Origin of the sequence: Streptomyces sp. Root431 (genome assembly GCF_001426585.1) — a bacterium.
GTDB lineage: Bacteria > Actinomycetota > Actinomycetes > Streptomycetales > Streptomycetaceae > Streptomyces > Streptomyces stackebrandtii.
Map to the genome: position 1 here is coordinate 412,290 of NZ_LMEI01000009.1, position 25,793 is coordinate 438,082.

23 protein-coding genes and 2 pseudogenes are annotated in these 25,793 nt (G+C 70.6%); 14 read left to right on the forward strand and 11 right to left on the reverse strand.

All coding sequences use genetic code 11. From position 1 onward, the window contains the following. Positions 1-147 precede the first annotated feature (147 nt). Positions 148-486, reverse strand: a complete 339-nt coding sequence (locus ASC82_RS15410; protein ID WP_056648590.1) for a helix-turn-helix domain-containing protein — start codon at positions 484-486, stop codon at positions 148-150. 44 nt (positions 487-530) lie between these two features. After that, on the reverse strand, positions 531-782 hold the full coding sequence (locus ASC82_RS15415) for a hypothetical protein (RefSeq protein WP_078627122.1): 252 nt from the start codon (positions 780-782) through the stop codon (positions 531-533). Positions 783-922: 140 nt separating this feature from the next. Here ASC82_RS15415 and ASC82_RS15420 point away from each other — a divergent pair, with 140 nt between their 5' ends. The 4 genes from ASC82_RS15420 (at position 923) to ASC82_RS15435 (ending at position 5,531) form a co-directional block, all read left to right on the forward strand. Beyond that, entirely contained in the window at positions 923-1,774 is an 852-nt protein-coding gene (locus tag ASC82_RS15420) for a TIM barrel protein (RefSeq protein ID WP_056647507.1), read from the forward strand. A gap of 45 nt (positions 1,775-1,819) precedes the next feature. After that, complete coding sequence (locus ASC82_RS15425; RefSeq protein ID WP_056647510.1) at positions 1,820-2,710, forward strand: 2-hydroxy-3-oxopropionate reductase; 891 nt, start codon at positions 1,820-1,822, stop codon at positions 2,708-2,710. A 193-nt stretch (positions 2,711-2,903) separates the two neighbouring features. Further along, entirely contained in the window at positions 2,904-4,361 is a 1,458-nt protein-coding gene (locus ASC82_RS15430) for a catalase (RefSeq protein WP_056647513.1), read from the forward strand. Between the two features lie 504 nt (positions 4,362-4,865). Further along, on the forward strand, positions 4,866-5,531 hold the full coding sequence (locus ASC82_RS15435) for a hypothetical protein (RefSeq protein WP_056648592.1): 666 nt from the start codon (positions 4,866-4,868) through the stop codon (positions 5,529-5,531). Here the strand turns inward: ASC82_RS15435 and ASC82_RS15440 are convergent. Continuing rightward, positions 5,467-6,705, reverse strand: a complete 1,239-nt coding sequence (locus tag ASC82_RS15440; protein ID WP_056647518.1) for an MFS transporter — start codon at positions 6,703-6,705, stop codon at positions 5,467-5,469. The two genes, ASC82_RS15435 and ASC82_RS15440, sit on opposite strands and share 65 nt — an antisense overlap. A gap of 73 nt (positions 6,706-6,778) precedes the next feature. On the opposite strand from ASC82_RS15440, the gene ASC82_RS15445 reads away from it, so the two are divergent. Further along, positions 6,779-7,765, forward strand: coding sequence for an ArsR family transcriptional regulator (locus ASC82_RS15445; protein WP_056647521.1), 987 nt, complete (start codon positions 6,779-6,781; stop codon positions 7,763-7,765). An 84-nt stretch (positions 7,766-7,849) separates the two neighbouring features. Here the strand turns inward: ASC82_RS15445 and gcl are convergent, their stop codons facing one another. Beyond that, complete coding sequence (gene gcl / locus ASC82_RS15450) at positions 7,850-9,628, reverse strand: glyoxylate carboligase (protein WP_056647524.1); 1,779 nt, start codon at positions 9,626-9,628, stop codon at positions 7,850-7,852. Positions 9,629-9,832: 204 nt separating this feature from the next. Here gcl and ASC82_RS31100 point away from each other — a divergent pair. From ASC82_RS31100 to ASC82_RS15470, 5 genes and pseudogenes are all read left to right on the forward strand, one after another. After that, positions 9,833-10,138 (forward strand): annotated as a pseudogene (locus ASC82_RS31100) (hypothetical protein); the annotation flags it as partial. Positions 10,139-10,792: 654 nt separating this feature from the next. Further along, complete coding sequence (locus ASC82_RS15455) at positions 10,793-11,284, forward strand: hypothetical protein (RefSeq protein WP_242427688.1); 492 nt, start codon at positions 10,793-10,795, stop codon at positions 11,282-11,284. Positions 11,285-11,428: 144 nt separating this feature from the next. Next, positions 11,429-12,253, forward strand: coding sequence for a TIGR04222 domain-containing membrane protein (locus tag ASC82_RS15460; RefSeq protein WP_056647527.1), 825 nt, complete (start codon positions 11,429-11,431; stop codon positions 12,251-12,253). A 19-nt stretch (positions 12,254-12,272) separates the two neighbouring features. Beyond that, positions 12,273-12,905: a GNAT family N-acetyltransferase gene (locus ASC82_RS15465; protein WP_242427661.1), complete on the forward strand. Its 633-nt coding sequence runs from the start codon at positions 12,273-12,275 to the stop codon at positions 12,903-12,905. A 107-nt stretch (positions 12,906-13,012) separates the two neighbouring features. Next, positions 13,013-13,303, forward strand: a pseudogene (locus ASC82_RS15470) (transposase); the annotation flags it as partial. A 9-nt stretch (positions 13,304-13,312) separates the two neighbouring features. Here ASC82_RS15470 and ASC82_RS15475 read toward each other — a convergent pair. The 3 genes from ASC82_RS15475 to ASC82_RS15485 form a co-directional block, all read right to left on the reverse strand. Then, positions 13,313-13,816, reverse strand: coding sequence for a hypothetical protein (locus tag ASC82_RS15475; RefSeq protein ID WP_056647531.1), 504 nt, complete (start codon positions 13,814-13,816; stop codon positions 13,313-13,315). A 149-nt stretch (positions 13,817-13,965) separates the two neighbouring features. Next, entirely contained in the window at positions 13,966-15,576 is a 1,611-nt protein-coding gene (locus ASC82_RS15480) for an AMP-binding protein (protein ID WP_056647534.1), read from the reverse strand. Beyond that, positions 15,573-17,258 carry an AMP-binding protein gene (locus ASC82_RS15485; protein WP_056647538.1) on the reverse strand — a complete coding sequence of 562 codons (1,686 nt, stop codon included), beginning with the start codon at positions 17,256-17,258 and terminating at the stop codon, positions 15,573-15,575. The genes ASC82_RS15480 and ASC82_RS15485 overlap by 4 nt, the downstream gene beginning before the upstream one ends. A gap of 117 nt (positions 17,259-17,375) precedes the next feature. Between ASC82_RS15485 and ASC82_RS15490 the strand changes: the two genes are divergently transcribed. After that, entirely contained in the window at positions 17,376-18,209 is an 834-nt protein-coding gene (locus ASC82_RS15490) for a helix-turn-helix transcriptional regulator (protein WP_056647541.1), read from the forward strand. Positions 18,210-18,326: 117 nt separating this feature from the next. Here the strand turns inward: ASC82_RS15490 and ASC82_RS15495 are convergent, their stop codons facing one another. Next, on the reverse strand, positions 18,327-18,788 hold the full coding sequence (locus tag ASC82_RS15495; protein WP_056647543.1) for an SUKH-3 domain-containing protein: 462 nt from the start codon (positions 18,786-18,788) through the stop codon (positions 18,327-18,329). Positions 18,789-18,834: 46 nt separating this feature from the next. Further along, the gene (locus ASC82_RS15500) at positions 18,835-19,950 is read right to left on the reverse strand and encodes a winged helix DNA-binding domain-containing protein (RefSeq protein ID WP_056647546.1); all 1,116 of its coding nucleotides are present in this window, start codon (positions 19,948-19,950) and stop codon (positions 18,835-18,837) included. A gap of 154 nt (positions 19,951-20,104) precedes the next feature. Here ASC82_RS15500 and ASC82_RS15505 point away from each other — a divergent pair, with 154 nt between their 5' ends. Then, positions 20,105-21,211: a magnesium and cobalt transport protein CorA gene (locus ASC82_RS15505; protein WP_056647549.1), complete on the forward strand. Its 1,107-nt coding sequence runs from the start codon at positions 20,105-20,107 to the stop codon at positions 21,209-21,211. A gap of 982 nt (positions 21,212-22,193) precedes the next feature. Here ASC82_RS15505 and ASC82_RS15510 read toward each other — a convergent pair. Then, entirely contained in the window at positions 22,194-23,069 is an 876-nt protein-coding gene (locus tag ASC82_RS15510; RefSeq protein WP_056647552.1) for a sigma-70 family RNA polymerase sigma factor, read from the reverse strand. 86 nt (positions 23,070-23,155) lie between these two features. On the opposite strand from ASC82_RS15510, the gene ASC82_RS15515 reads away from it, so the two are divergent. Continuing rightward, positions 23,156-23,614: a carboxymuconolactone decarboxylase family protein gene (locus tag ASC82_RS15515; protein ID WP_056647554.1), complete on the forward strand. Its 459-nt coding sequence runs from the start codon at positions 23,156-23,158 to the stop codon at positions 23,612-23,614. A 392-nt stretch (positions 23,615-24,006) separates the two neighbouring features. Then, on the forward strand, positions 24,007-25,395 hold the full coding sequence (locus tag ASC82_RS15520; protein ID WP_056647558.1) for a hypothetical protein: 1,389 nt from the start codon (positions 24,007-24,009) through the stop codon (positions 25,393-25,395). A 69-nt stretch (positions 25,396-25,464) separates the two neighbouring features. Here the strand turns inward: ASC82_RS15520 and ASC82_RS29515 are convergent, their stop codons facing one another. Further along, positions 25,465-25,674 (reverse strand): hypothetical protein, encoded by a 210-nt coding sequence (locus ASC82_RS29515; RefSeq protein ID WP_242427662.1) that lies wholly within the window; start codon positions 25,672-25,674, stop codon positions 25,465-25,467. Positions 25,675-25,793 lie beyond the last annotated feature (119 nt).

Sequence of the window (25,793 nt, forward strand, 5' to 3'; positions counted from 1 at the left end):
TCCGTGGCTGTTTTTCGCTGTGCGTCGGACGGGCTGCGGATAGCTAACGCCCTCCGCAACACAACGTCAACACTTTGTTGAAAACTCGGCCACACAAAAGCCGTCGTCCCGACATCTGGACGACGGCTGATGGCCAAACATGATCAACTAGCTGCTCTCGGCAGCCTTTTCCCTGTTCAGGGCGGTTTCTCTGTTCAGGTAGTTGTACACGGTGAAGCGGCTGACGCCCAGCGCCCCCGCCACCGTCTCCACCCCATGGCGGACCGAGAAGGCACCGCGTGCCTCCAGAACGCGCACCGCTTCCTGCTTCGCCTTGCGGTCGAGTTCGGCCAAAGGCATCCCGTGCCGCCGTTCCATCGCCGCGAGGATGTGATCCAGCGAATCCGACAGCTGCGGCAGCCGCACGGCGAGCACGTCCTCCCCCTCCCAGGAGAGGACGACGTCGTCGCCCTCCGCCTGTGCGGGGGCCAGCAGCTCCGCGCCCATGGCGTCGACCAGCGGCTTCACCGCCGCGACCAGCGGATGTTCGATCACTTCTCGCCCTCCCCGATCACATTCACCTGGAGCGAGACCCGCGTGGCGCCGGCCGCGAGCGATCTGCGCAGCAGCGCGTCGACCGCGGTGAGCACCTCGTCGGCGCCGCCTTCCGCCGTATTGCCGAACGGGCCGACGTCGACCGCGTCCAGTTCGGCCGACTGGATGACCTCACGGGCCACGACCGCGTGCGCCGGCGCCTCGTCGAGGTCGAACGGCTCGGTCGTGAACTCCACTCTCAAACGCACCATGCACCCAAAGTACGGCCCCGCCCCGGCCCGCGGGAGCCCCGGACCTGCGGGGACCTCTTGACAACGAGGACGCCCTGCTTGCAACATTCCGTCAGACAGAAACTTACTTCCGCGATACGGAAGGAGCGCCGCCCCTCATGGCCCGCTTCTCAGCAGGCGCAGGCACGGACCAGCGCTTCGATGTGAACCTGTCGATCCTCTTCACGGAACTCCCGCTCCTGGAGCGCCCCGCGGCCGCCGCCGCGGCGGGCTTCACCGCGGTCGAGCTGTGGTGGCCCTGGATCGACACCGCCACCCCCGAGCAGAGTGAGCTCGACGCCCTCAAGAAAGCCCTCGAGGACGCCGGCACCCAGCTGGTGGGTCTGAACTTCTACGCCGGACAGCTCCCCGGCCCGGACCGCGGCGCCCTCTCCGTACCCGGAGAGGAGTCGGACCGCTTCCGCGCCAACATCGAGGTGGCCGCCGACTTCGCCGCCTCGGTCGGCTGCAAGGCGCTCAACGCGCTCTACGGCAACCGCGTCGAGGGCGTGGACCCGCAGATCCAGGACACCCTCGCCCTGGAGAACCTGGTCCTGGCCGCCCGCGCGGCCGACCGGATCGGCGCGATCCTCCTCGTCGAGACCCTGAACAAGCCGGAGTCGCCGCTCTACCCGCTGGTGAGCGCCCCCTCCGCGATCGAGGTCATCGACAAGGTGAACGCGGCCACCGGCCTCGGCAACGCCAAGTTCCTCCTCGACATCTACCACCTGTCGATGAACGGCGAGGACGTCAGCCGGGTCATCGCGGAGTACGCCGACAAGACCGGCCACGTCCAGATCGCGGACAACCCGGGCCGCGGCGCGCCGGGCACCGGCGAGCTCCCCCTGGAGCAGCTCCTCGGCGAGCTCAAGAAGGCCGGTTACGACGGCTGGGTCGGCCTGGAGTACAAGGCCGCCGACGCCGCCGCTTCCTTCGAGTGGCTCCCGGCCGAGGCCCGCCCGGCCCGCTGACCAGCGACTCCTCCCCCGTACCACCAGTTTTTGAGAGGCACCCTCATGAGCAACCTTCCCAAGATCGCCTGGATCGGCCTCGGAATCATGGGCTCCCCCATGTCCGAGAACCTGCTGAAGGCGGGCTACGCGGTCACCGGCTTCACGCTGGAGCAGGACAAGCTGGAGCGCCTGGCCAAGGCCGGCGGCACCTCCGCCTCCTCGATCGCCGAGGCCGTGAAGGACGCCGACGTCATCATCACGATGGTGCCCGCCTCCCCGCAGGTCGAGGCCATCTCCTACGGCCCCGAGGGCATCCTGGAGAACGCCAAGGAGGGTGCGCTGATCGTCGACATGTCGTCGATCACCCCGCAGACCTCGGTCGACCTCGCCAAGAACGCCGCGGCCAAGGGCATCCGTGTCATCGACGCCCCGGTCTCCGGCGGCGAGGCCGGCGCGATCGAGGCCGTGCTCTCGATCATGGTCGGCGGCGAGCAGGCCGACTTCGACGAGGCCCTCCCGATCCTGGAGGCCCTCGGCAAGACCATCGTGCTCTGCGGCCCGCACGGCTCCGGCCAGACGGTGAAGGCCGCCAACCAGCTGATCGTCGCGGTCAACATCCAGGCCTGCGCCGAGGCCGTCGTCTTCCTCGAGAAGTCCGGCGTGAACCTCCAGGCCGCCCTGGACGTCCTCAACGGCGGTCTGGCCGGCTCCACGGTCCTGACCCGCAAGAAGGACAACTTCCTGAACCGGGACTTCAAGCCCGGCTTCCGGATCGACCTGCACCACAAGGACATGGGCATCGTCACCGACGCCGCCCGCAACGTCGGCGCGGCCCTCCCGGTCGGCGCCGTCGTCGCCCAGCTCGTCGCCTCCCTGCGCGCTCAGGGTGACGGCGGCCTGGACCACTCGGCCCTGCTGCGCGCCGTCGAGCGCCTCTCCGGCCAGCAGGTCTGATCCCACGCCCCTTCACCGGGGCCCCTGATTTCCGGTCGGCGGCGGCGCTGACACCTGTCCTGTCGCGCCCAGGCGTCGCCGCCGATCGGAACACCACACTTCATTTTCAACAAACTGTTGACGTCGCGTTCGGAGCGAATTTACGCTCCAGAGCACCCCAGCCAGCAGTGCAGCTCCCGTACGGAAGGTCACGATGTCGAAGCGCGTGCTTACGACCGAGTCCGGCGCCCCCGTCGCCGACAACCAGAACTCCGCCACCGCCGGCGTCGGTGGCCCCATCCTGCTCCAGGACCAGCACCTGCTGGAGAAGCTCGCGCGCTTCAACCGTGAGCGGATCCCGGAGCGCGTGGTGCACGCCCGCGGTTCCGGTGCGTACGGCTACTTCGAGGTGACCGACGACGTCACCGCGTACACCAAGGCGGACTTCCTCGGCGAGGTCGGCAAGAAGACCGAGACCTTCATCCGGTTCTCCACCGTGGCCGACTCGCTCGGCGGCGCGGACGCGGTCCGCGACCCCCGCGGCTTCGCCCTGAAGTTCTACACCGAAGAGGGCAACTACGACCTCGTCGGCAACAACACCCCGGTGTTCTTCATCAAAGACCCGATCAAGTTCCCCGACTTCATCCACTCCCAGAAGCGCGACCCCTTCACGGGCAAGCAGGAGGCGGACAACGTCTGGGACTTCTGGGCGCACGCCCCCGAGGCGACGCACCAGATCACCTGGCTCATGGGCGACCGCGGCATCCCTGCCTCGTACCGCCACATGAACGGCTACGGCTCGCACACCTACCAGTGGACCAACGAGGCGGGCGAGGCCTTCTTCGTCAAGTACCACTTCAAGACGAACCAGGGCATCCGCAGCCTCTCCGCCGACCAGGCCGCCGAGCTCGTCGGCAAGGACGCGGACTCGCACCAGACCGACCTGCTCCAGGCCATCGAGCGCGGTGTGAACCCCTCGTGGACCCTGTACGTCCAGGTCATGCCGGCCGCCGAGGCCGCGGAGTACCGCTTCAACCCGTTCGACCTCACCAAGGTGTGGCCGCACAGCGACTACCCGCTCCAGCGCGTGGGCCGCCTGGTCCTCGACCGCAACCCGGAGAACGTCTTCGCCGAGGTCGAGCAGGCCGCCTTCTCCCCGAACAACTTCGTCCCGGGCATCGGCCCCTCGCCGGACAAGATGCTCCAGGGCCGCCTCTTCGCCTACGCGGACGCCCACCGCTACCGCCTCGGTGTGAACCACACCCTGCTGCCGGTGAACGCGCCCAAGGCGACCACGGCCGAGAACTACGGCCGCGACGGCTTCATGGCCACGCGCAACGGCTCGCGCCACGACAAGAACTACGAGCCCAACTCGTACCAGGGCCCGGCCCAGACCGACGCCGCGCTCTCCGCGCCGCTCGCGATCCACGGCTGGACCGGCACCCACGAGGCGCCCGCGCACACCAAGGACGACGACTTCTTCCAGGCCGGCGAGCTCTACCGCCTGATGTCCGAGGACGAGAAGAAGCGCCTGATCGCCAACATCGCCGGCGGTCTCTCCCAGGTGTCCCGCGAGGACGTCATCGAGAAGAACCTCGCGCACTTCGCCGCCGCCGACGCGGAGTACGGCAAGCGCGTGGCCGAGGCGGTCCGCGCCCTGCGCGAGGACTGACCGCACAGCAGCACCCAGACTGCGTACGGCGCCTGACGGGAGGTCAGTGCCGTACGCGGTCCGGATCGCCGACCCGGATGAGGGGTGGTCGGCGGACCGGACAAGCGTGAGGACCGCGGCGGCGTCGAGCCAGTGCGGTGGTAAGGGCGTCGGGCCCTCTTCTTGACCTGAAAGAAGGGGACAACCGGCACGCCCGTCGACACCGCCGCGGTCCTATCGCCCTTCCCCTTCCCCTTCCCCTTCCCCTCAGGGCCCACAGACTCCGTCCGGCGGCGCGAACGTCCTGTCGCGCCAGCCTCGTGCCGTCGGACGGGCACAACGGGAGAGCGTGGAACCAGGTTTACGGTCCTTGGTTCCGCGCTCTTCTTCGTATGTACGGGTACGGGTACGGCGACCTCGGCCGGGTCAGCGCATCGTTTCTGCGGTGAAGATCCGCACCCGCTCGGAGGAGCGCACCGCGATTCGGGCCCTGTGCGCCCCGCGACCGCCGCTATCCACTGGTACATGATCAAGAACCTGCTGCGCGGTCTCGCGCCACTCGCCCTGATCCTGTCCCCGCTCGCCGTCCCCTCCCCCGCACTCTCCGCCAACGTCATCCTCTTCCCCGACGCGCTGGCCGAGCTCACCGAGGCCGCCGAGGACCCGGACGGCTACAAGGCGTCGGCGTTCCGCCACTGGAACCAGGGGCTCGACCCGGCGGACGGCTGCGACACCCGCGCCGAGGTCCTCATCGCCGAGGCCGACGACGCCCCGAAGACCGGCGCCGGCTGCGCGCTGACCGGAGGCAAGTGGACCTCGGCCTACGACGGCCAGGGCGTCACCGACCCGGCCGCGCTCCGCGTCGACCACCTCGTCGCCCTGGAAGAGGCCTGGCAGTCGGGGGCCTCCGGCTGGACGGCGGCCCGGCGCGAGCAGTACGCCAACGACCAGGGCGCCGCCGCGACCCTCGTCGCCGTCACGGCCCGCAGCCAGAAGGAGAAGGCCGGGCGCGACCCCGCCGAGTGGGTGCCCTCGGACGCGACCCGCTACTGCCGCTACGTCGGCGAGTGGGTGAGCACCAAGCTGCGCTGGGGCCTGTCCGCCGACAAGGACGAGGTGGAGGCGCTCAAGCTGTTCGCCGACGGGCCGTGCGAGGAGACGGTCGTGCTCCGCTCGAAGGCTCCTCAGTAGCGGCACGGGGCGGCTCGTCGGCCCTCCGGTCGGCCCGGGCGAGCGCCAGGGTGACGGTGAGCGAGGCGAGGGCGAGCAGCACCATGCCCGTACGCGGTGACGTGTACTGGGCGAGGGTGCCCGCCAGCGCCGCGCTCACCCCCTGGAGGGCGAGCATCCCGGAGGTGTGGAGCCCGAGCGCGTGGCCGCTCAGCTCCGCCGGCACCAGGGCCATCAGCCGTTCCTGGTGCAGCAGGCTCGCCGCGTACCCGCTCGCCGAGACCGTCACCGCGAGGAGCGCGAGCGGCAGGGCCGGGTCGAGGGCGAACACCAGGAACGGGACCGCGAGCAGCGCCTGGAGCGGGAACCGGATCCGCCCTCGCAGCCGTGCCGGCAGGAATCGGCCGACGGCGGTGTCCCCGGCCAGCATCCCGAGCGCGGCGCAGGCGAAGAGGAGCCCGGCGCGCTCGGGGTCGTACGGCACGAAGAGCGACTCGCAGCCCACGATCAGCCCGTTGGGGATCCAGAGGGCCAGATAGGCGCGACGGCGCGCGGGCGAGGACAGCAGCCGCCGGTTGGTGCGCCAGGTCTCACCGACCGTGGCCCGGCCGGCGGCGCGGGGCGGGCGCGCCCCGAGGCCGAGGCGGGCGAGGAGCGCGGCGGCGAGGTAGAGGCCGGCGCCCACGAGGACCGTGCCCCGCGGCGAGAGCAGGGCGATCAGAAGGCCGCCGGTCGCGAAGCCGCCGATCTGGCAGACGCCGACGGCCATGTTCGTCACCGAGCGGCCGAGGAGGAAGTCCTCGCGGGCGAGGATCTCGTTCAGGAGGCCGTAGCGCACGCCGCCGCCGAGCGAGGCGGCGAGCCCCTCGGCCAGCAGGATGACGAAGATCGCCCAAGTCGGCAGCCCGGGAACCGCGAGGACTGCTGTGCCCAGGGCGAAGAAGAGCGCGATCCCGGAGATCGCGGCGCGCGGCGGCAGCCGGTCGGCGGCCGAGAGCAGGGTGGTCGCGCCGATCAGCTGGGCGAGCGAGGGTCCGAAGAGGGCGAGCGCGGAGAGGAGCGGGGAGCCGGTTGCGCGGTACACGAGCGTGGCGAGCCCGAGCCCGACGACCGTCTGCGCGGCAGTGGCGACGGCGCCGGTGAGGAAGAGCGGGGTGAACTCGGCAGTACGGAAGAGGTCGCGGTAGCGGGGCATGCGGGGAGTCTCGGGCGCGGGCGACGGCCTCGGTAATGTTTCGCGCAGCAGCGAAAAGACGGAGGCGCACGGCATGGGCTGGTGGCAGATCGGTACGGACTCCCTCGCCGGGAGCAGATTCGTCGTCTCCCCGCTCGCCGAGACGATCGCGGCCCTCAAGACCCTGCATACGGCGGCCGGCGGGCACGGGTCCGGCGCCCATCCGGGAGAGCGCGCCTGGCTGGCCGCCCACCTGTCCGCGTACCGGGCGCGTCTCGCCTCCGAGCCGCTCGACGCGCTGCTCGTACGGGCGGCCATCGGCGACACCTGGAACGCCGACTTCCTGACGCCGACGCCGACGGGCGACCGCGAACGGTCCTTCGAGGAGGAGGTCGTTGCGGTCCGCGAGGCCGAACCCGCCGACGCGGTAACTCAGTTGGAGGTCGCCGTCGGCGGGCCCGTACCGGAGCCGCTGCGGTCGGCGGCGGACCTGCCGCAGCGCATGGCGGAGGTCCTGGAGTGGGTGTGGCGGGAGACGGTGCTGCCCGACTGGCCTCGCCGCCGCAGGATCCTGGAGGCCGATGTGGTGGCGCGGACGGCCCGGTTGGCCCGGGACGGCTGGGCGGCGGCGCTCGACGAGCTGTCCCCGGGGCGGATGCGCTGGCTGGGCGACGGGCGGCTTCAGGTCAACCCCCGTGCGTATCCACCGCGTTCGGTCGACGGCGGCCGACTGCTGTTCGTCCCGGTGACCCCCGGCACGGGCTGGGTCTCCTGGGAGGGTACGGAACGGTTCGCGGTGGTCTACCCGTGCGCCGGCGTCCTGGCGGACCAGTCGGGCCACGTCGCACCCCGGGCACTGGGGGCGCTGCTCGGCACGGCGCGGGCCGGCGTGCTTGTTCGGCTCCAAACCCCCAAGTCCACCAGCCAGTTGGTGGCGCTGACCGGGCAGGGACTCGGCTCGGTGGGCCGGCACCTGAAGGTGCTGCTCGACGCCGGGCTCGTGCGGCGGGGACGGGCGGGCCGGTCGGTCCTGTACGAGTGGACGGAGGCGGGCGCGGTGCTGGTGGCGGCACAGCGCTGACCGCACGGGAGAGCCGAGAACGCGGGAGACCCCCGCCCCGGTGCTCCTCGGGGCGGGGGTCGGTCCCTCTGGCGAGGGGGTCGATCAGACCTTGAGGGCCTTGATCGCGGTCGGCGCGTGGCCGGGCTCGGTCGCGAGCTCCTCGAACTCGGTGACGTCGCTCATGTCGACCGTCTTGCTCATCGCGATGTTGGTGATGCGCTCCAGGATGGCCTCGACGACGACCGGGACCTGGTGCTCGACGGCCAGCTTCTTGGCCTCCTCCAGCGCCTCGCCCAGCTTGTCCGGGTCGGTGACGCGGATGGCCTTGACGCCCAGGCCCTCGGCGACCTTGACGTGGTCGACGCCGTAGACGCCGATCTCCGGGGTGTTGATGTTCTCGAACTCGAGGTTGACCTCGAAGTTGATGCCCAGACCGCCCTGCGCCTGACGGATGAGACCCAGGTAGGCGTTGTTCACGAGGACGTGGACGTAGGGGACCTTGTGCTGGGCGGCGACCGCCAGCTCCTCGATCATGAACTGGAAGTCGTAGTCGCCGGAGAGGGCGACGACCGGGGTCTCCGGGTCGGCCGTGGCGGCACCGATGGCGGCCGGGATGGTCCAGCCGAGCGGGCCGGCCTGGCCGCAGTTGATCCAGTGGCGCGGCTTGTAGACGTGCAGGAACTGCGCCGCGGCGATCTGGGAGAGACCGATGGTGGTGACGTAGCGGGTCTCCGGGCCGAAGGCCTTGTTCATCTCCTCGTAGACGCGCTGCGGCTTGATCGGGATGTTGTCGAAGTTCGTGCGGCGCTGGAGGGTGGCCTTGCGCTCCTGCGCGGAGGCGGCCCAGGCGGAGAAGTCGGGCAGCGTGCCGGCGGCCTTCAGCTCCTTGGCGATCTCGATGAAGAGTTCGAGGGCGACCTTGGCGTCGGAGGCGATGCCGTAGTCCGGGGCGAAGATCTTGCCGAGCTGGGTGGGCTCGATGTCGACGTGGACGAACTTCCGGCCCTTGGTGTACGCGTCCAGGTTGTAGCCCGTGTGGCGGTTGGCCCAGCGGTTGCCGATGCCGAGGACGAAGTCCGACTCCAGGAAGGTCGCGTTGCCGTAGCGGTGCGCGGTCTGGACGCCGACCATGCCGGCCGCGAGCTCGTGGTCGTCCGGGATGGTGCCCCAGCCCATGAGGGTGGAGATGACGGGGATGTTGGTGAGCTCGGCGAACTCGACGAGGAGGTCGGTGGCGTCGGCGTTGATGATGCCGCCGCCGGCGACGATCAGCGGGCGCTCGGACTCCAGGAGGAAGCTCAGCGCCTTCGCGGCCTGGGCACGGCTGGCCTGCGGCTTGTAGACCGGCAGCGGCTCGTACGTCTCCGGGTCGAACTCGATCTCGGTCAGCTGGACGTCGATCGGGAGGTCGATGAGGACCGGGCCGGGACGGCCGGAGCGCATCAGGTGGAAGGCCTGCTGGAAGACGCCCGGGACCTGCGCGGCCTCCAGGACGGTCGTCGCGGCCTTGGTGACCGGCTTGGCGATGGACGCGATGTCGACGGCCTGGAAGTCCTCCTTGTGGAGCTTCGAGACCGGGGCCTGGCCCGTGATGCAGAGGATCGGGATGGAGTCCGCGATCGCCGAGTAGAGGCCGGTGATCATGTCGGTGCCGGCGGGGCCGGAGGTGCCGATGCAGACGCCGATGTTGCCGGCCTTGGCCCGGGTGTACCCCTCGGCCATGTGCGACGCGCCCTCGACGTGACGAGCGAGCGTGTGGCTGACGCCGCCCACGTTCTTGAGCTCGCGGTAGAAGGGGTTGATCGCCGCGCCGGGCACGCCGAACGCGTTGGTGACGCCTTCGCGCTTGAGGATCTCAACGGCCGCTGCGGCGGCGGTCATACGAGGCATGGGAGTGCTCCTGCTTCGGCCGGTCGGAGGCAAGCGTGCCCGGCGGCTCGGGGAGCCCGGGAGGCTTGTTTCCGTAATGCGGAAATACTGTTCTGCTATACGGAAGCAATGTAGGTCGGGTCCCGGAGAACCGTCAAGAGAAGTCCGCCCCGCGGGATCACCGAAGTGGCCGAACTCCCTCCCCCGAGGTGGCCGATGGGTGGACGATGGGGCGGAACGACAGGGGGTCGGGTTGTGGGTGATTCGGTACCGGTGCGCTGCCCGGAGTGCCAGCGGACGCAGGCGTACGCGGCGCCCGTCTTCCCCTGTGCGTGCGGAAGCCCCGTGGCCCCGCCGGTGACGGCGGGCGCGACGGCGGAACCGATCACGCACCGGAACTGGACGGACGAGTGGGTCACCGTCCGCTGCGGCGCGTGCGGCCGCGAGGACGACTGGCCCCACCCGGAGCTCGGCTGCGCCTGCGGCACGGTCCTCCGGGTCCCCGTCCAGCCGGTGGGCACGGAGCCCGACGGGAACGGCGGGGCGGAGGGGCGACGACCGGCCGAGGAAGGTGGGCGGGCGCCGGCGGGGACTCCGCCGACTCAGCCGACTCCGTACGCGCCGCGTGGTCCGCACTCCCCGCAGGGCTCACGGGGCCCGCGGACATCGGAGGCCCCGCAGGCCCCTCAGGCCCCGTCGGCCCCGTCGGCCTCGGAGGCCACGTCGACCTCGGAGGCGCCGCAGTCGTGGCGGGCCCCGGAGTCCCGGCAGGCTCAGGAGTCCCAGCAGCCTCCTCAAGCTGCACCGACCCCACAGACCCCGCCTTCCCCGGCGACCCCGTCCCCGTCACCCTCTCCCTCTCCCTCCGCTCCCCCTCTCCCCTCCTCGGATCCCGACCGGGGCGGCGACCCGCTCGGGCGCGGCACGGCGCCCCGCGACCCCGACGATCCGGGGCTCACGCCGCCGACGGCCGCCGGTGGGACCTTCGGCCCGCGGGCGGAAGCGGCGCCCGGCCGCCCCGGAACGAGCGGACCCGATACGACCGGACCCGATACCAGCGCCCCGGATGCGTCCCTACCGCCCGGGCCGGAGGCCCCCGGCGGTCCGGCCAGGCCCCGGGCGTTCGAGCACGGCTCGGAGTGGTTCGGCTCGGGCCCCACCGGCCGGGACGAGGGTGTGCCCGGCGGCCGGGAGATGCCGCCCCGCGCGCACCGCACGTTCGCCGAGCGCTACCCCTCGCACATCCCGCTGCCGCCCACGGCCCCGCGCCCGGCGCCGATGCGGGACGCCTTCCGCCCGGTGACCATCCGGACCGCGCGGGACGCCGTCGCCGCGGCCGCCGGGTACCTCCGCTGGCTCGGCTTCCGGGACGTGGTCCAGCCCGAGGACCGGCCCGCCTCCGGCGTGGACCTCCGGGCGCCGGGCCTCGTCGCCCAGGTGGATCCGAGCACGCGGCCCGCCGGACTGCGGGCCGTCGAATGCCTCTGGCTCAACGGCCTCAGCACCCCCACCACGAGCGTGAGCGTCTTCTTCTCCCTGGCCGGCTACACCCCGGAGGCACGCAAGCGCGCCGCCGAGATAGGCCTCCCGCTCTTCGTCCTCGACCTGACGGGCACCCCGCAGCCCGTCAACCACGCCGCCGACGAACTGGCCGCCGACGGCGCCTGACCCTCCCGTATCCGCCCGTACCCCTCCGTACCCTCCCGTACGGCTCCCTCCACACCCCGCCCACGACACCTCGCCATCCGAAACCGGCCATTCACGCGTGACGATCACGCTCCCCCGGGCACAACACCCTCGGGGGGTGGCGTCATGTCGACGGCGATGTGGTGGTTCATCGGGGTGGCCTGCGCGGAACTGGCGCTCGCCGCCGGGTTGTTGCGAACCCGCAGCCAGGAAAGCGGAGCGTGGACCGCGGGCGCCGAACCGCCACCGCAGGCCCTCGCGCTGCTGCGGGGAGGGCGCCGGGCGGCCGTCACGGTCGCGCTCGTGGCGCTCCACCAGCGCGGGGCGGTCGCCGCAGGCCGCAAACGTACGATTCGGGCCAACGGAGGGCCTGGCCGGACCCGTGACCCCGTACAGCTCGGTGTCCACGGGGCGCTGCACCGGGCCCTGGCGTTGCGGGCGCTCGCCCTGCGCCCCGAGGCGCGCCGGGCCGTGGACGCCCTGCACGGCGAGCTCGGCCGGGCCGGTCTGCTCCGGCCGCCCGCCCGGCTGCGGGCCGCGCGCGTCCTGCTCGCCTGCGTCCCGCTGACGGTCGCCGCCGGGCTGCTCGTCTCCTGGGCACCCCACGGGCGCGGAGGCGGGTACGACGGCGTGGGCCCCGTCGTCACGCTCGTGGTCGCCCTGCTCCCCGTCCTCCTCGCGGCGGCGCTGCTGCGCCTGCCGCCGGCGACGCGGGCCGCGCGGCAGCTGCTCGCCGGCCTGCGGGAGCGGCATCCGCTGCCGGCCCACCGGCGCGAGGTGACGGACGGACGCCTCGTCCAGTTGTACGTGGCGCTGTACGGGGATCCGGCGCTGGCCATGTTCCTGCCCCGCTTCTCCCGGGACGGCGGGCTGCTCGACCGCCCACGGGAGGCGGACGAGAACAGGCCGCCCCCGGAGCCGGGTGGGAGGACGGGCCACGCCGCTCCCTGACCCCGCGCCATACTGTCGTATGCGCATCAGAGCGGCCGCTCCGGCCGAACTCCCGCTGCTCCAGGACATCGAACGGGCGGCGGGCGAGCCGTTCCGTTCTCTCGGCATGGCGGCGATCGCCGACGACGACCCCCTGCCCCTGGACGTCCTGGAGGCATACCGCTGCGAGGGCCGGGCGTGGGTGGCGGTGGACGCGGCCGACCGCCCGGTCGCGTATCTGCTGGCCGACACGGTCGACGGCTCCGCCCACATCGAGCAGGTGTCGGTGCACCCGGACGCGGCCCGCCGCGGCGTCGGCCGGCAGCTGATCGAGCACCTGGCGGCGGCCGCCAGGGAGCAGGGCCTGACGGCACTGACCCTGACGACCTTCGCCGAGGTCCCGTGGAACGCCCCGTACTACACGCGGCTCGGCTTCCGCCCCCTCGCCGACTCCGACCCGGCGCTCACGGCCGGCCTGCGGGCCATCAGCCGGGCGGAGGCGGCCCACGGCCTCTCGGTCTGGCCCCGGGTGTGCATGCGCCGGGAGGTAGAGGACTTCGGGGAGGTCGACGACTCCCAGGAGGCCGAGGACTTCCAGGACGTCGGGGAGGCCCGGGAATTCGGGGAGGTTCAAGAGCTCCCGGGGGTCGGCGAGGTCCAAGCGGCGCCTTAGACATCGCTTCTTTTGGCGGTTTGGGTCGTTGTGCTGAGCATGGCGAGTCTCGCTGAGCGGTTGGTGCCGGATGAGTTGTGGGAGTTGTTCCGCAGCCGATCCGCAGCCGCCGCGGACCCCGTCGCCGCCGGCCCGACAAACTCCACGGAGACAACGGCTACGACTACCCCCACCTGCGGCAATGGCTCCGTTCCCGCAGCATCACGCCACGGATCGCTTGCCGCGGCATCGAGACCTCCGGGCGGCTCGGGTGCCACCGATGGGTCGTCGAACGGACCATGTCCTGGCTGGCTGGCTGTCGCCGGCTCCACCGACGCTACGAGCGCAAGCCCGAGCACTTCCTCGCCTTCACGGCGATCGCCACCAGCCTCATCAACTACCGACGACTCACCGGTTAGGGCGGTGCTTCAAAGACCCCTGGGCTCGTACGTCGCCGACATCACTGCCGCAGTCGATGCGAGGACCGCAATGCCAAGGATGCTGTAGAGCCAGGTGGCCGAAAGGCGGTCCAAGGTGATTTTGCTCCCGGGGGTCTGCAGCTGGGCAAAGTAGTGCCGATACATCCGACGCCGGATCGGGAGCAGGGCAACTGGCATGGATCCGGCCGCAACGCTGTACAGGAACAGGACGACTGGCGCCGGTTCCGGCCTGACCAGCGCTGTCAGACCGGCCATGGCACAGAGGACGGGGACCCCGAGATAGGCACCCCACTTGCCAGCCCTCCTGTTCCGCTCGACTGCGGCTCGGACCGCTTCTGGCACCTCGTCGGGCTCAGGCGGCAGCACCACGAACGTGATCACGGCCGCCACGGTCGCCGCAGCGGCGATCCACCACCAGGCCTGATCCGGAACCGAGAACAGCATCGTCCGTGCCTCTTCCTTCCCCCGCCTCACGCTGAACGACAACAGCATCCACGTTTGTCGAACACCGCACACTTCCCGTCCCCGGCAACCTTCAGCCCGGCCCCCTGCACGGCTCAGCTCACCACGAAGCTCTTCCCGATGCCCACCAAAGGCATCGATGGCCCAGCAAGGCCGTACGGACCATGGGAAACGACGTCTTAGAGGCCCTCGCCGTACCGCTGCCGCAGCTCCACCTTCCGTACCTTCCCGCTGACCGTCATGGGGAACTCGCTGAGGATCTCCACCCTGCGCGGGATCTTGTAGTGGGCGAGGCGGTCGCGGCAGAAGGCGGTGATCTCCTCCAGGCCCGGCGGGTCGGCCGGGTCGCGGGGGATCACGCAGGCCAGGATCTCCTCGCCGTAGCGCTCGTCGGGCACGCCGACGACCTGGACGTCGGCGATCTTGGCGTGCCCGTAGAGGAACTCCTCGATCTCGCGCGGGTACACGTTCTCCCCGCCCCGGATGATCATGTCCTTGATGCGGCCGACGATCCGGACGTAGCCGTCCTCCCGCATCTCCGCCAGGTCACCGGTGTGCATCCAGCGGCCCGCGTCGATCACGTCGGCGGTCTTCTCCGGCTCGTCCCAGTAGCCGAGCATCACGCTGTAGCCGCGGGTGCACAGCTCCCCCGCCGTGCCGCGCTTCACGGTCAGTCCGGTCGCCGGGTCGACGACCTTGACCTCGACGTGCGGCAGGACCCGTCCGACGGTCCCGGTGCGGCGCTCCAGGTCGTCGTCGCGCCGGGTCTGGGTGGAGACGGGTGAGGTCTCGGTCATGCCGTAACAGATCGACACCTCCGCCATGTTCATCTCGGCGACGACCCGCTTCATCACCTCGACCGGGCACGGCGACCCGGCCATGATGCCGGTACGGAGGGTGGAGAGGTCGTACGTGCCGAAGTCGGGGAGCCCGAGCTCGGCGATGAACATCGTCGGCACCCCGTACAGCGAGGTGCAGCGCTCCTCCTGCACGGCCCGGAGGGTGGCGGCGGGGTCGAAGGACGGCGCCGGGAGCACCATGCACGCGCCGTGCGAGGTGGCGGCCAGGGCGCCCATCACCATGCCGAAGCAGTGATAGAGCGGGACGGGGATGCAGATCCGGTCCTGCTCGCTGTAGGCGATCATCTCCCCGACGAAATAACCGTTGTTGAGGATGTTGTGGTGGGAGAGGGTGGCACCCTTCGGGAAGCCCGTGGTCCCGGAGGTGTACTGGATGTTGACCGGCTCGTCGCAGGCGAGCGGCTCGGGGCGCAGCCCGCCGGCCGTACGGTCGAGGAGCGCGTCCCAGCTCGGATCGCCGAAGTACACGGCCTCCCGCAACTGCGGGCACTCGCCCCGCACTTCCTCGACCATGGCCCGGTAGTCGCTCGTCTTGTGGGTGAGCGTGGCGAAGAGCAGGGAGATGCCCGCCTGGTTGAGCACGTACGCCAACTCGTGGGCGCGGTAGGCGGGGTTGATGGTGACCATGACCGCGCCGATGCGGGCGGTGGCGTACTGGACGAGGATCCACTCGGCGCAGTTCACCGCCCAGATCCCGACCCGGTCGCCCTTCCGGACGCCGCTGCCGAGCAGCGCGTCGGCCAACCGGTCGACGTCGGCTCCGAATTGGGCGTAGGTCCAACGCCGGCCGGCGGCGACGTCGACGAGCGCCTCCCGGTCGGGCCAGGCGGCGACAGCCCGGTCCAGGTTGGCGCCGACAGTGTCGCCGAGGAGGGCGGTGCCGGACACCCCATGCGCGTAGGAGAGTTCCGTGGTCGGCACCCGCGTCATGCCCGCTCTCCTTCGGTGTACTCCGTGCCGCCGCCCTCGGCGGTGAGCCGGCGCAGTTCGACGCGCCGGATCTTCCCGGAGACGGTCTTGGGCAGCTCGGCGAACTCGATGCGCCGGATGCACTTGTACGGGGCGAGGACCGCGCGCGAGTGCTCGAAGAGGGCCTTCGCGGTCTCCGCGTCCGGCTCCCAGCCGGCCGCGAGGACGACGTACGCCTTGGGAACGGCGAGCCGCAGCGGGTCCGGGGCGGGGACGACGGCCGCCTCGGCGACGGCCTCGTGCTCCAGGAGGGCGCTCTCCAGCTCGAAGGGGCTGATCTTGTAGTCGGAGGCCTTGAAGACGTCGTCGGCACGCCCGATGTACGTGATGTACCCGTCCTCGTCCCGCGATCCGATGTCACCGGTCCGGTAGTAGCCGCCCGCCATCGCCTCGGCCGTACGCTCCGGATCGCCGTGGTAACCGGTCATCAGGCCCACCGGGTTGGCCGAAAGGTCGAGACAGATCTCGCCCTCCTCCACGTCCGCACGCCCGCTCACCGGATCGACGAGCGTGACGCGGAAGCCGGGGCTCGGGCGGCCCATGGAGCCCTCCTTGAGCCGCTGGCCAGGGCTGTTGGAGACCTGCACGGCGGTCTCCGTCTGGCCGAAGCCGTCCCGGATGGTGACGCCCCAGGCACGCCGCACCGACTCGATGACCTCGGGGTTGAGGGGCTCGCCTGCGGCCACGACCTCGCGCGGCGGGGTCTTCAACTGCCCGAGGTCGGCCTGGATCAGCATCCGCCACACGGTCGGCGGGGCGCAGAAGCTGGTGACGCCGTGCCGGTCCATCTCGCTCATCAGACGGGCCGGGTCGAAGCGCGTGTAGTTGTGGATGAAGACGGTCGCCTCCGCGTTCCACGGCGCGAAGAGGTTGGACCAGGCGTGCTTGGCCCAGCCGGGCGAGGAGATGTTGAGGTGCACGTCCCCGGGCTTGAGACCGATCCAGTACATCGTCGAGAGGTGGCCGACCGGGTACGAGGTGTGGGTCTGCTCGACGAGCTTCGGGCGGGCGGTCGTCCCGGAGGTGAAGTACAGCATCAGCGTGTCCTCGGCGAAGGTCACGCCGTCGGGCTCGAAGTCGGCGGACGCCTGGGCGGCGTGCTCGTAACCGAGCCAGCTCACCCCGTCGCCGCCGATCGCGATGCGGGTGTAGTCGCCGGGGACGTCGTCGAACTTGGCGGTGTCCTCGGCGCGCACGATGACGTGGCGGGCGCGGCCCCGCTCGACGCGGTCGCGGAGGTCGGCGGGGCCGAGGAGGGGGGTGGCGGGGATGACGACGGCGCGCAGCTTCATCGCGGCGAGCATGGTCTCCCACAGCTCGACCTGGTTTCCGAGCATGACGATGATCCGGTCGCCGGCGCGGACGCCCTGGGCGCGCAGCCAGTTCGCGACGCGGTTCGAGCGGGCGGACATCTCCGCGAAGGCGACCCTCGTCTCGGAGCCGTCCTCCTCGACGATGTGCAGGGCGGTTCTGTCGTTGCCCTCGGCGATGACGTCGAACCATTCGAGCGCCCAGTTGAATCGGTCGGGCCGGGGCCAGGCGAAGCCCTCGTACGCCGTCTCGTAGTCCTCGCGATGGTGGAGCAGGAAGTCCCGGGCCGCCCGGAACGTCTCCGTCGCGCCGGTGGCGCTCGCTGCCGTCATGTGTCCTCCTCGTTGCGGGACCGGTCCCGGACATCGTGTAATCGGTGACCCAGGTCTCACTACCCCCGTTCGGGGGTGAACCGGCCGTACAGCCCAACGGACAGCGGGGAGAGAACGGTGCGCGAGCACGTCGAATCGGTGGAGCTGCGCGGCGCGCTGCTGCGGCTGCGCCGTGCGACCGGTCTCCCGGTGGTCTTCGGGGGGCTGCTCCAGGACGGCCGCGTCCTGCGGATCGCCGAGCTGACCGGGGCGGTGACCCCGGCGCTGCACGGGCTCGCGATCTCGGCCGGCTCGGGGCTCGGGGGCAAGTGCCTGGCCCTCTCGCGGCCGTGCGCGGTGACGGACTACCCCTCGGCGCGGCACATCACGCACGAGTACGACGTGCCCGTCTCCGCGGAGGGGCTGCGGTCGGTGATCGCGGTGCCGGTCGTGGTCCGCCGCAAGGTGCGCGGCGTGATGTACGGGGCGCTGCGCGACGCGCTGCCGATCGGCGAGCGGGTCTTCGACGCGGCGGTCGCGGCGGCGCGGGACGTGGAGCAGGCGCTCGCGGTACGGGACGAGGTCCGGCAGCTGCTGACCCCGCCGCCCTCGGAACCGTCCTGGGAGGAGGTGCGGCAGGCGCACGGGGAGCTGCGCGCGCTGGCGCCCCGGGTGGCGGATCCGGAGCTGCGGGAGCGGCTGCTCGCGGTGTGCGGCCGCCTGGAGACGGCCTCCGGAACGGCGGAGTCGCCGGTCCCGGGACCGCCCGTACCGGCGGTGTCGCTGACCCCGCGCGAGAAGGACGTCCTGGCGGCGGTGGCCTCGGGGGCGACGAACGCGTCGGCGGCGTCGCGCCTCGGGCTGCGGCCGGAGACGGTGAAGGGCTATCTGCGCTCGGCGATGCGGAAACTGGGCGCGCACACGCGGTTGGAGGCGGTGGTGGCGGCGCGGAGGGCGGGGATGCTGCCGTAAGGAGTGGTCGCGGTGGCGGCACACGCATCGCCGGGACTCGGGTCGATGGGACTCGGGTCCACGGCGCCCGGGTCCACGGGACTCGGGTCCACGGGACTCGGATCAGCGCGACCCTGGTCAGGAAAAGTAATCCCGCGCTTCCTGCTGGGGCCCGCGCAGCAGACAGCTGACGGCCTCGTAGGTGTTCGCTCCGAGGAAGTAGGGGCCGGTGTGGTGCAGGAGGAAGAAGCGCCCGGTCTCATCGATGAGGAGCATGGCGCCGTCGAACGTCTCGTACCCGACGGGAAAGAGCCGCTTCCCGAGGTTTCGGGCGAGCTCGGCGACGTCCTCGCCGCTCTCCTCGTAGATCCAGTGCGGTGTGAAGCCGACGGCGTCGGGCGGCGTACCGGGAATCTCCAGGCGCAGCCCGCCGAATTCGCGCACGAAGTCCTGAGCGGCCGGGAACGGTTCGACCGGATGGCCCTCCTCGGCGAATCGGTCGGTCACGAAGGACAGGAGCGCGGGCAGTCGCGCGCCGATGTCCCGCCCGGGGGCCCAGCCGGCCGGGCGCAGGACGGCCTCGACCTCCCCCGCGGTCATCCGAGGCACCGCATCCACCCTCACTGTCTCCTCCTCTGTCTCCGCCTCAGTGATGAACGATGTCGTACGGGGTACCCGGCGGGGTCATGATCCGGAGGGTCAGCTCGGCCTCGGCGGCGAGCTCGGCCCGCTGGGCGCGCGTCACGGGCGCGAAGGGCTCGATGGTGAGGGTGGTGCGGTCCTTGGCCTCGTCCAGGTGCCAGATCCCGGCGAGCATGCCGTCGAGGAGGAAGACGGAGAAGGCGCGGTTGCCCTGCCAGGTACGGGAGCGGAGCTCGGGGGTGACGACCCGGGTGCGGTCGGCGTGCGACAGGAGCAGGTTGTCGAACTCGGGCAGGAAGCGGGGCGGGGCGGGGGTGTCCTCGTCGGGGCGAGGCGCGTCGGGGAGGTCGAAGAGCTCGGTGCCGCGCTCGTTCCGGAAGACGAGCAGCCGGGGCCGGAGCCGCTCGAAGGCCTCGCGGAGGTGGGTCAGGCCGCACCAGGTCTGCATGTCCTTGACGGAGGCGGGCCCGAAGGCGGCGAGGTAGCGCAGCACGGTCTCGTCGGTGTCGGCGGCCTCGGCCGGGACGGCGTCCCCGAACCAGGCGTCGGTGGTGGTGAGGGCGACCTGCCCGCCGCGGCCCCACAGGCCGCGCGGGGTGACCTGGACGAGGGGGAGGAGGCAGCGGGCGGCGAGGGAGAGGGACGGCGGGTCGGCGTGGGGCCACTCCTTCAGGAGCTCGTCACGGAGCTGCTTGGGCGTACGGGGGCTGTCCTCGACGAGCGAGCGGGAGAGGCGGGCGAGCCGCTCGAGGTCGACCCCGTCGAGCCCCTTGCGGCCGACGAAGATGGCGAGCTCGCGGTCGATGGCCCCGCTCTGCACGAGCCCGCGCAGGGCGACGGCGTCCCGGGCGGTGTGGGTGTGCACGGTGGAGCGCATGGTCACGATCCGGGCGACGGCGCGGGACTCCATGAGCGCGGACAGCTGCTCGGGCCGGAAGCCGTCGAGGCGGGCGGCGAGGGCGTAGTACGGGGGCTTGGTGTTCTGCGCCTGGAGACCGAGCAGATGGGCCACGGCGTCCTCGACGCCGAGCGGGGCGCGGCGGAGGAGCAGCTGACGGTCGAGGGTGGCGCGGTTCAGGGCGCGCGGGGTGAGGACCGGGTGCTTCGTCGTGGAGGCCATACGAGAAAACTACCGACCCTTGCGGACAGATCCGGTCCGCAATGCGGAATCCACTGAGCGCGGACCGCACCAAGCCGCGCCGGTAACTGCCATATATCATGCCGAAAGCCCCAGAGATCCCGTCGACGACACCCACCAGAGGAGGCGAAGGCCGGTGTCCGACCGTCGTCCCCGCGCGGCCTGGCGCCGCCATCCGGAACCGCAGTCCGAGCCCGCGTCGGAGCCCCGCGCCACCGACCGGCCGAGCGTGGTGCAGGCGAGCCTCTACCGCGACGGCCGACGGGTCTCCTCCCCCGCCACACTCGCGGACACGTTCCGCCAGCTGCGCGAGCACCCCGACGGCATGGCGTGGATCGGCCTGCAACGCCCGACGGAGGCGGAACTCCACTCCCTGGCAGCCGAGTTCGACCTGCACGAACTGGCGGTGGAAGACGCCCTTGAGGCCCACCAGCGCCCCAAGCTGGAGCGGTACGGCGACACCCTCTTCGTCGTCCTGCGCGCCGCCCGCTACCTGGACGCCCAGGAGGAGGTCGAGTTCGGCGAACTCCACATCTTCGTGGGCCCCGACTTCCTCATCACCGTCCGCCACGGCGCGGCCCCCGACCTCTCCACGGTCCGCCGCCGCATGGAGGAGGACCCGGACCTCCTCGCCCTGGGCCCGGAAGCCGTCCTGTACGCGATCCTCGACGCGGTGGTCGACGGCTACGCCCCGGTGGTGGCCGGCGTCCAGAACGACATCGACGAGATCGAGACGGAGGTCTTCGGCGGCGACCCGGCGGTCTCCCGCCGCATCTACGAACTCTCCCGCGAAATGGTCGAGTTCCAACGAGCCACCCGCCCCCTGGTGGGCATGCTCCACGGCCTGATGGCCGGCTTCGCCAAATACGGCACGGACGAGGAACTCCAGCGCTACCTCCGCGACGTCGCCGACCACGTCACCCACACCAGCGAACGCGTCGACGGCTTCCGCCAGGCCCTCACGGACATCCTCACGGTCAACGCGACCCTGGTCACCCAACAACAGAACGCGGAAATGCGCGCACTGGCGGAAGCCGGCTTCGAACAGAACGAGGAGATCAAGAAGATCTCCTCGTGGGCGGCGATCTTGTTTGCACCCACACTCGTCGGAACCATCTATGGCATGAACTTCGACAACATGCCGGAGCTGCACTGGGCGGGCGGGTATCCGTTCGCGGTGCTGCTGATGGCGGTGGTGTGCGTGAGCCTGTACGTGGTCTTCAAGAAGAAGGACTGGCTGTAGCAGAGCCCCCGGATCGCCTGATCAACTTCGCGGACGCGAATGCCCGAGAGGGACTGTCCCATGTCCCTCGGGAGAATGCGCGGCGCTGGGGAGCGGGCGCCTATCGCCCTCGCCTGAAGCCCTGTGGCCACCACGAGAGCGGCCCCACTACCAAGGTTGAAGTTCGGCGGCCACCGAGGGTGTCGGGCGAAACCCTACGGACCGCTCCCTGGCTGCTGTTGGCTTCCACGCCGGGCATCGCACACAGGGAGGGCGGGTTGGAACCGAGGAGCGCAGCGGCTGTGGGAAGGGACTTCCCGTACGCCGCACGTACGACGTGCGAGATGTTCGCCCGGAGGGCGTTCCCGTACGTCGTGGTCAGGAGCACCCTGCATGCCCCAGCGCGTAGCGCACCCCGAGATCGTCGCCCTACTCTGCAACTCGACCTTCAAGCACTTCCTCGGCACCTGGTCTCACCGAGACGGCGGCTCCTTCACCCCGGAGGAACGAAACCTGATCTTCCAGGCAACCGGGCCGACCTCGAAGAACTGCAGGCCCAACACTCACGCTTCCTGGAGTACGACCAGACTTACGAGGAAGCACCCGAAACCATCCAGCGTTTCCTCGCCCCGTTCATGGAGCAGCTCGAAGTGAAGACCTCGGCAACGCGCACGAGATCGTGAAGCAGGACGAGCGGACCGAATTCGACCGTCTGCTCGGGCTCGTGATCAACCCAGCTCGACCTTTCACCGCGTACGCCTTCGGAGCAGGAGGTAGGGCTATCCACCGCTCCCGCTTGCCGCGCCCCAGCGACCCCCTCCGCGAATCCCCTTAAGGAGGATCCTCATTCCCACCCCCGCCCCTCGCCCTCAAGTCATGGCCCGACTGTGCGGCACGGATTTCAACCGGCCGCCAGTGAGGTCTTCTCAGAGGCTAAGTTCAAGGTCTCGGCGGGATCAGGCGTGGACCACTTCGAGTAGGCGCGGCCTTCACCGGTAGTGAGTCACACCGGCTCTGGCAGGTCTATGAGCGCGAGTTTGGCCGGGTCGACCAGGGCGGTGATCTCGGTGATGTGGCCGTCGGCGACGGTGAAGGTGAGGAGGGAGAGCGGGGTGCCGTCCTTGCTCCAGGAGACGACGCCGGGGTGGCCGTTGACGGTGGCCGCATGTGCTCGTGCTGCGCTGCCAGCCACTCGCGCGCGGGTGGCGACTTCGGTGGCTCCGAGCGTGACGAACGTGCCGTTCGGGGTGTGGACGGTGAACTTCACTTCGGGGTGGAGGACCTGCAGTAGCTGCTCGAACTGACCGTCGCGGGCCGCGGCCAGGAAGGCTTGGACCACCTCGCGTTGTTGTCGCTCGGCGCTTGCCGGCTGCTGGGCGGCTTGTATTCTCCTGCGCGCGCGGCTGGCGAGCATTTTGGTCGCGTCGGCGGATTTGCCGAGAATGATGCCGATCTCCGCAAAGGGCACCGCGAACACGTCATGCAGCACGAACGCCAGCCGTTCGTCAGGGCGCAGCGAGTCGAGGACCGTGAGCAGCGCGAGGCCGACGGAGTCCCCGAGTGCCACTAGGTCTTCCGGAGCAGGAGCGTCGTCGAGCGTCACGGTGAATTCGGGCAGCTGGTCGTCGAAGGAGACTTCTGGGCGCGTCCGGCCCGACCGCAGGACATCGAGGCTGATGCGGCCGACCACGGTGGTCAGCCAGCCGCCGAGGTTGTCGATGGTGTCGCTGTCCTGGCGGGACAGACGCAGCCACGCCTCTTGGACCACGTCTTCCGCGTCGGCGTGTGATCCGAGCATGCGGAAGGCGACGGCTCGGAGCCGGTCACGGTGGGACTCGAAGGCATGGGCGATCAGGTCCGCGGGATGGGGGCCGGCCATGTTGTTACCTCCCTGGAAGCTGCTCCGTCATAGGCATGACGCGCACAGGCGCCGCAACGTAACCCGATGAAGGAGACCACTCCCACATGGAAAACCGGCTCAAGAGCAAGAACACGAACAAACCCGATGTGTGGACCGCTATCCAGCACCTTCAGAAGGCGATCGCCGCCGGGGGTGTCGACCCGAAGCTGCTCGCGCTGGTCCACCTGCGGGCCAGCCAGATCAACAGCTGCTCGGCGTGCGTCTACGCCAGTGTCGCCGGGGGGAAGAAGGCCGGTGACACCGACGAGCGGCTGCACAATGTGGCGGCGTGGCGTGAGGCGCCGTTCTACACCGATGCGGAGCGTGCGGCACTCGCGCTGGCTGAGGCCGCCACCCGGTTGCAGGATGGTGCGCCGGGCGTCACCGACGAGATCTGGGAAGAGGTCAACGCCCATTTCACTGAGGAGCAGATCGGCGCGATCAACCTGGAGATCGCGCTGACCAACTTCTTCAACCGGATCAACCGCACCATCAAGGAACCGGCCGGCCAGACCTGGGGCTGAGCCCAGCTGACTCCTACCCGCTGAGGCTTCCCCAGCGAAATGATCGGGTGGGGCACGAAGTCGGGCAGGCGTGAAGCCCCTGGTAGGACTGGTCTGCCAAGATCATGTCCGCTCGAACCGGAGGCTTCACGTTGGTCACCTATGCTGCCGCGCTCGTCCTCAACGGGCACTGGAAATGATCTTCGCTGAGAAACCTCAGCAACTGAGGGCAAGGGCCACAGCTCCATACAGAACAGCGGAGCCGGTGGTGGAATGCCACCACCGGCCGCGCGCTGTCCGTCCCCCGGCCCGAGCTCCAGGTCACGCGCCCCTGCGCACTTGCGTGCGCCGCTCCTCCCTTCCGTACGGTCCGGCCGATGGTGAACCACCCGCGCACGCCGTGAGGAGAGCTGTTGAAGCCGACTGAGGAAGTGCTCCAGGAACTGACCCAGCCGTCGAACATCTCCATCCACTCCGACGACGCACTCGTCGGCAAGGTGAAGGCCGCCGTCGCGGCGGACGACAAGAAACGGAAGGAGAACGAGGACGAGCCGCTCCGCAGGAAGCCCGACCTCGCCTCGATCCCGCAGACGGAGCTGCCCCGGCAGTTCGAAGTGATCCTCTGGGACGTCCTCCACACGCTCGCCCGAGCCACCGCTCTGTCGTGGCGGGGTGCAGGGCGAGGGCTGGCGGAACACTGGGGCGCGCTCAAGTACACCCAGGCCCTGGCGGGCGGTCGCGATTCCTTCCTCGGCCTCACCGACGAGGGCCACCGCATCGCGGACCACTACAAGTCGCTGCAGTCCGGCGAACTCGGCATCGGCATCGCGCTCACACTCACCGAGCACATGCTGTGCAGCCGCTTCCCCGACCACTCGGTGACGATCATCCCCGCCGACACGGCGTTACGCGCGGGCTGGGCGCTCACCACCAGGGACAAGGGCGAGAAGGTGAAATACCGCTACCGCCCCCAGTACTTCGCCGAGGTTTGGCGGCCGGAAGAGCCGTCCCTCGTCATCCCCCTCGCATGCAAGGGCAACCACAGCGACGCCGCCACCTCCGCCGAGCAGCTGGCCTCCGCCTCGGCCCACGCCGAAGCAGTCCACATCGGAGCGTGGAACGAGACCCCCGGCCTCCTGTTCAGCACGCAGCTCCCGACGGACGGCGGCACGATGACCGTCCACGCCCTCCAGGCACTCGGCAGCGGAGGTCGGCTGTCCCCGGCGGAAGTCCGTGAGCCGAACCTGAACGCCCCACCGTTCCAGGCGAACGTGATGCCTGACATCCACCCGCCGACCGAGGGCCTCGTGGCACCGGAACCCGTACGGGGCTGCCACGTGCAGGCGAAGGACTACGCCTGGTTCCAGGAGTCACTGGCCCACACCACGGCGGCCGGGCTCATGGCTTTCACGGGATCCGGCCACGCCACCGCCCGGCACCTGACCGATCGGCAGGGCCGCAAACGGTTCACCGGCCTCCAGCACGCGGCCAGCATGAGCATCCAGGACGCCGCCCACACTCTCTTCGGCAACGAGTACGTCGGCACTGACCACGTGTTCCGCCTGAACGGGCCTCGCGTCGAGGCGTTCTCCGGCGTGGACGAGGAGGTCTTCCGACTTCTCGCCAGGGGCGACATCGAGGAATATCGCGCCCTCGTCCACGCGAGCCGCCACGTCCGCCCCCGCCTCACCTTCGACAAGGACTGGGGTGGCCCCGTGTCCGTCCACGCCGACGGATCGCTCCTCGCCCTGCGGCTGCTGCCGGGGCAGGACGAGGAGTCGCGTCCGAGCTCCCCGCGCTGAACTCGGAAGGCAGCAGGGACCGGCTCAACTCAGAGCCGGTCCCTGCGGCAGGACGACGTACACGCTGATTCAGAGCGACGCCTCGACTCCGAGGCTTCCGGCGCCGACGGCTCCCCTCAGCACGTGGGCGATCTCCTCGGGCTTGAGGTCGATGCCGTCGAGCCCCTCCAGGGTCAGCGGGACCTCCTCCAGCGCGTACTCGCCGCGGCCTTCGGCACTGAACTGAGGAACGCCATCAGGGCCGCGACGTCCTCGAGCCGGCCACGGCGCGGGACGCACTGGCGCTTGATCTGGTCCTCCGGCCTCGCATGGTGCCGGGCGGGACCATCGTCTTTCCACTCGGCCATATCCGCCCTCGCCAGCACGCCGACTCCGAGGACATCGTCGTCATCGTCACC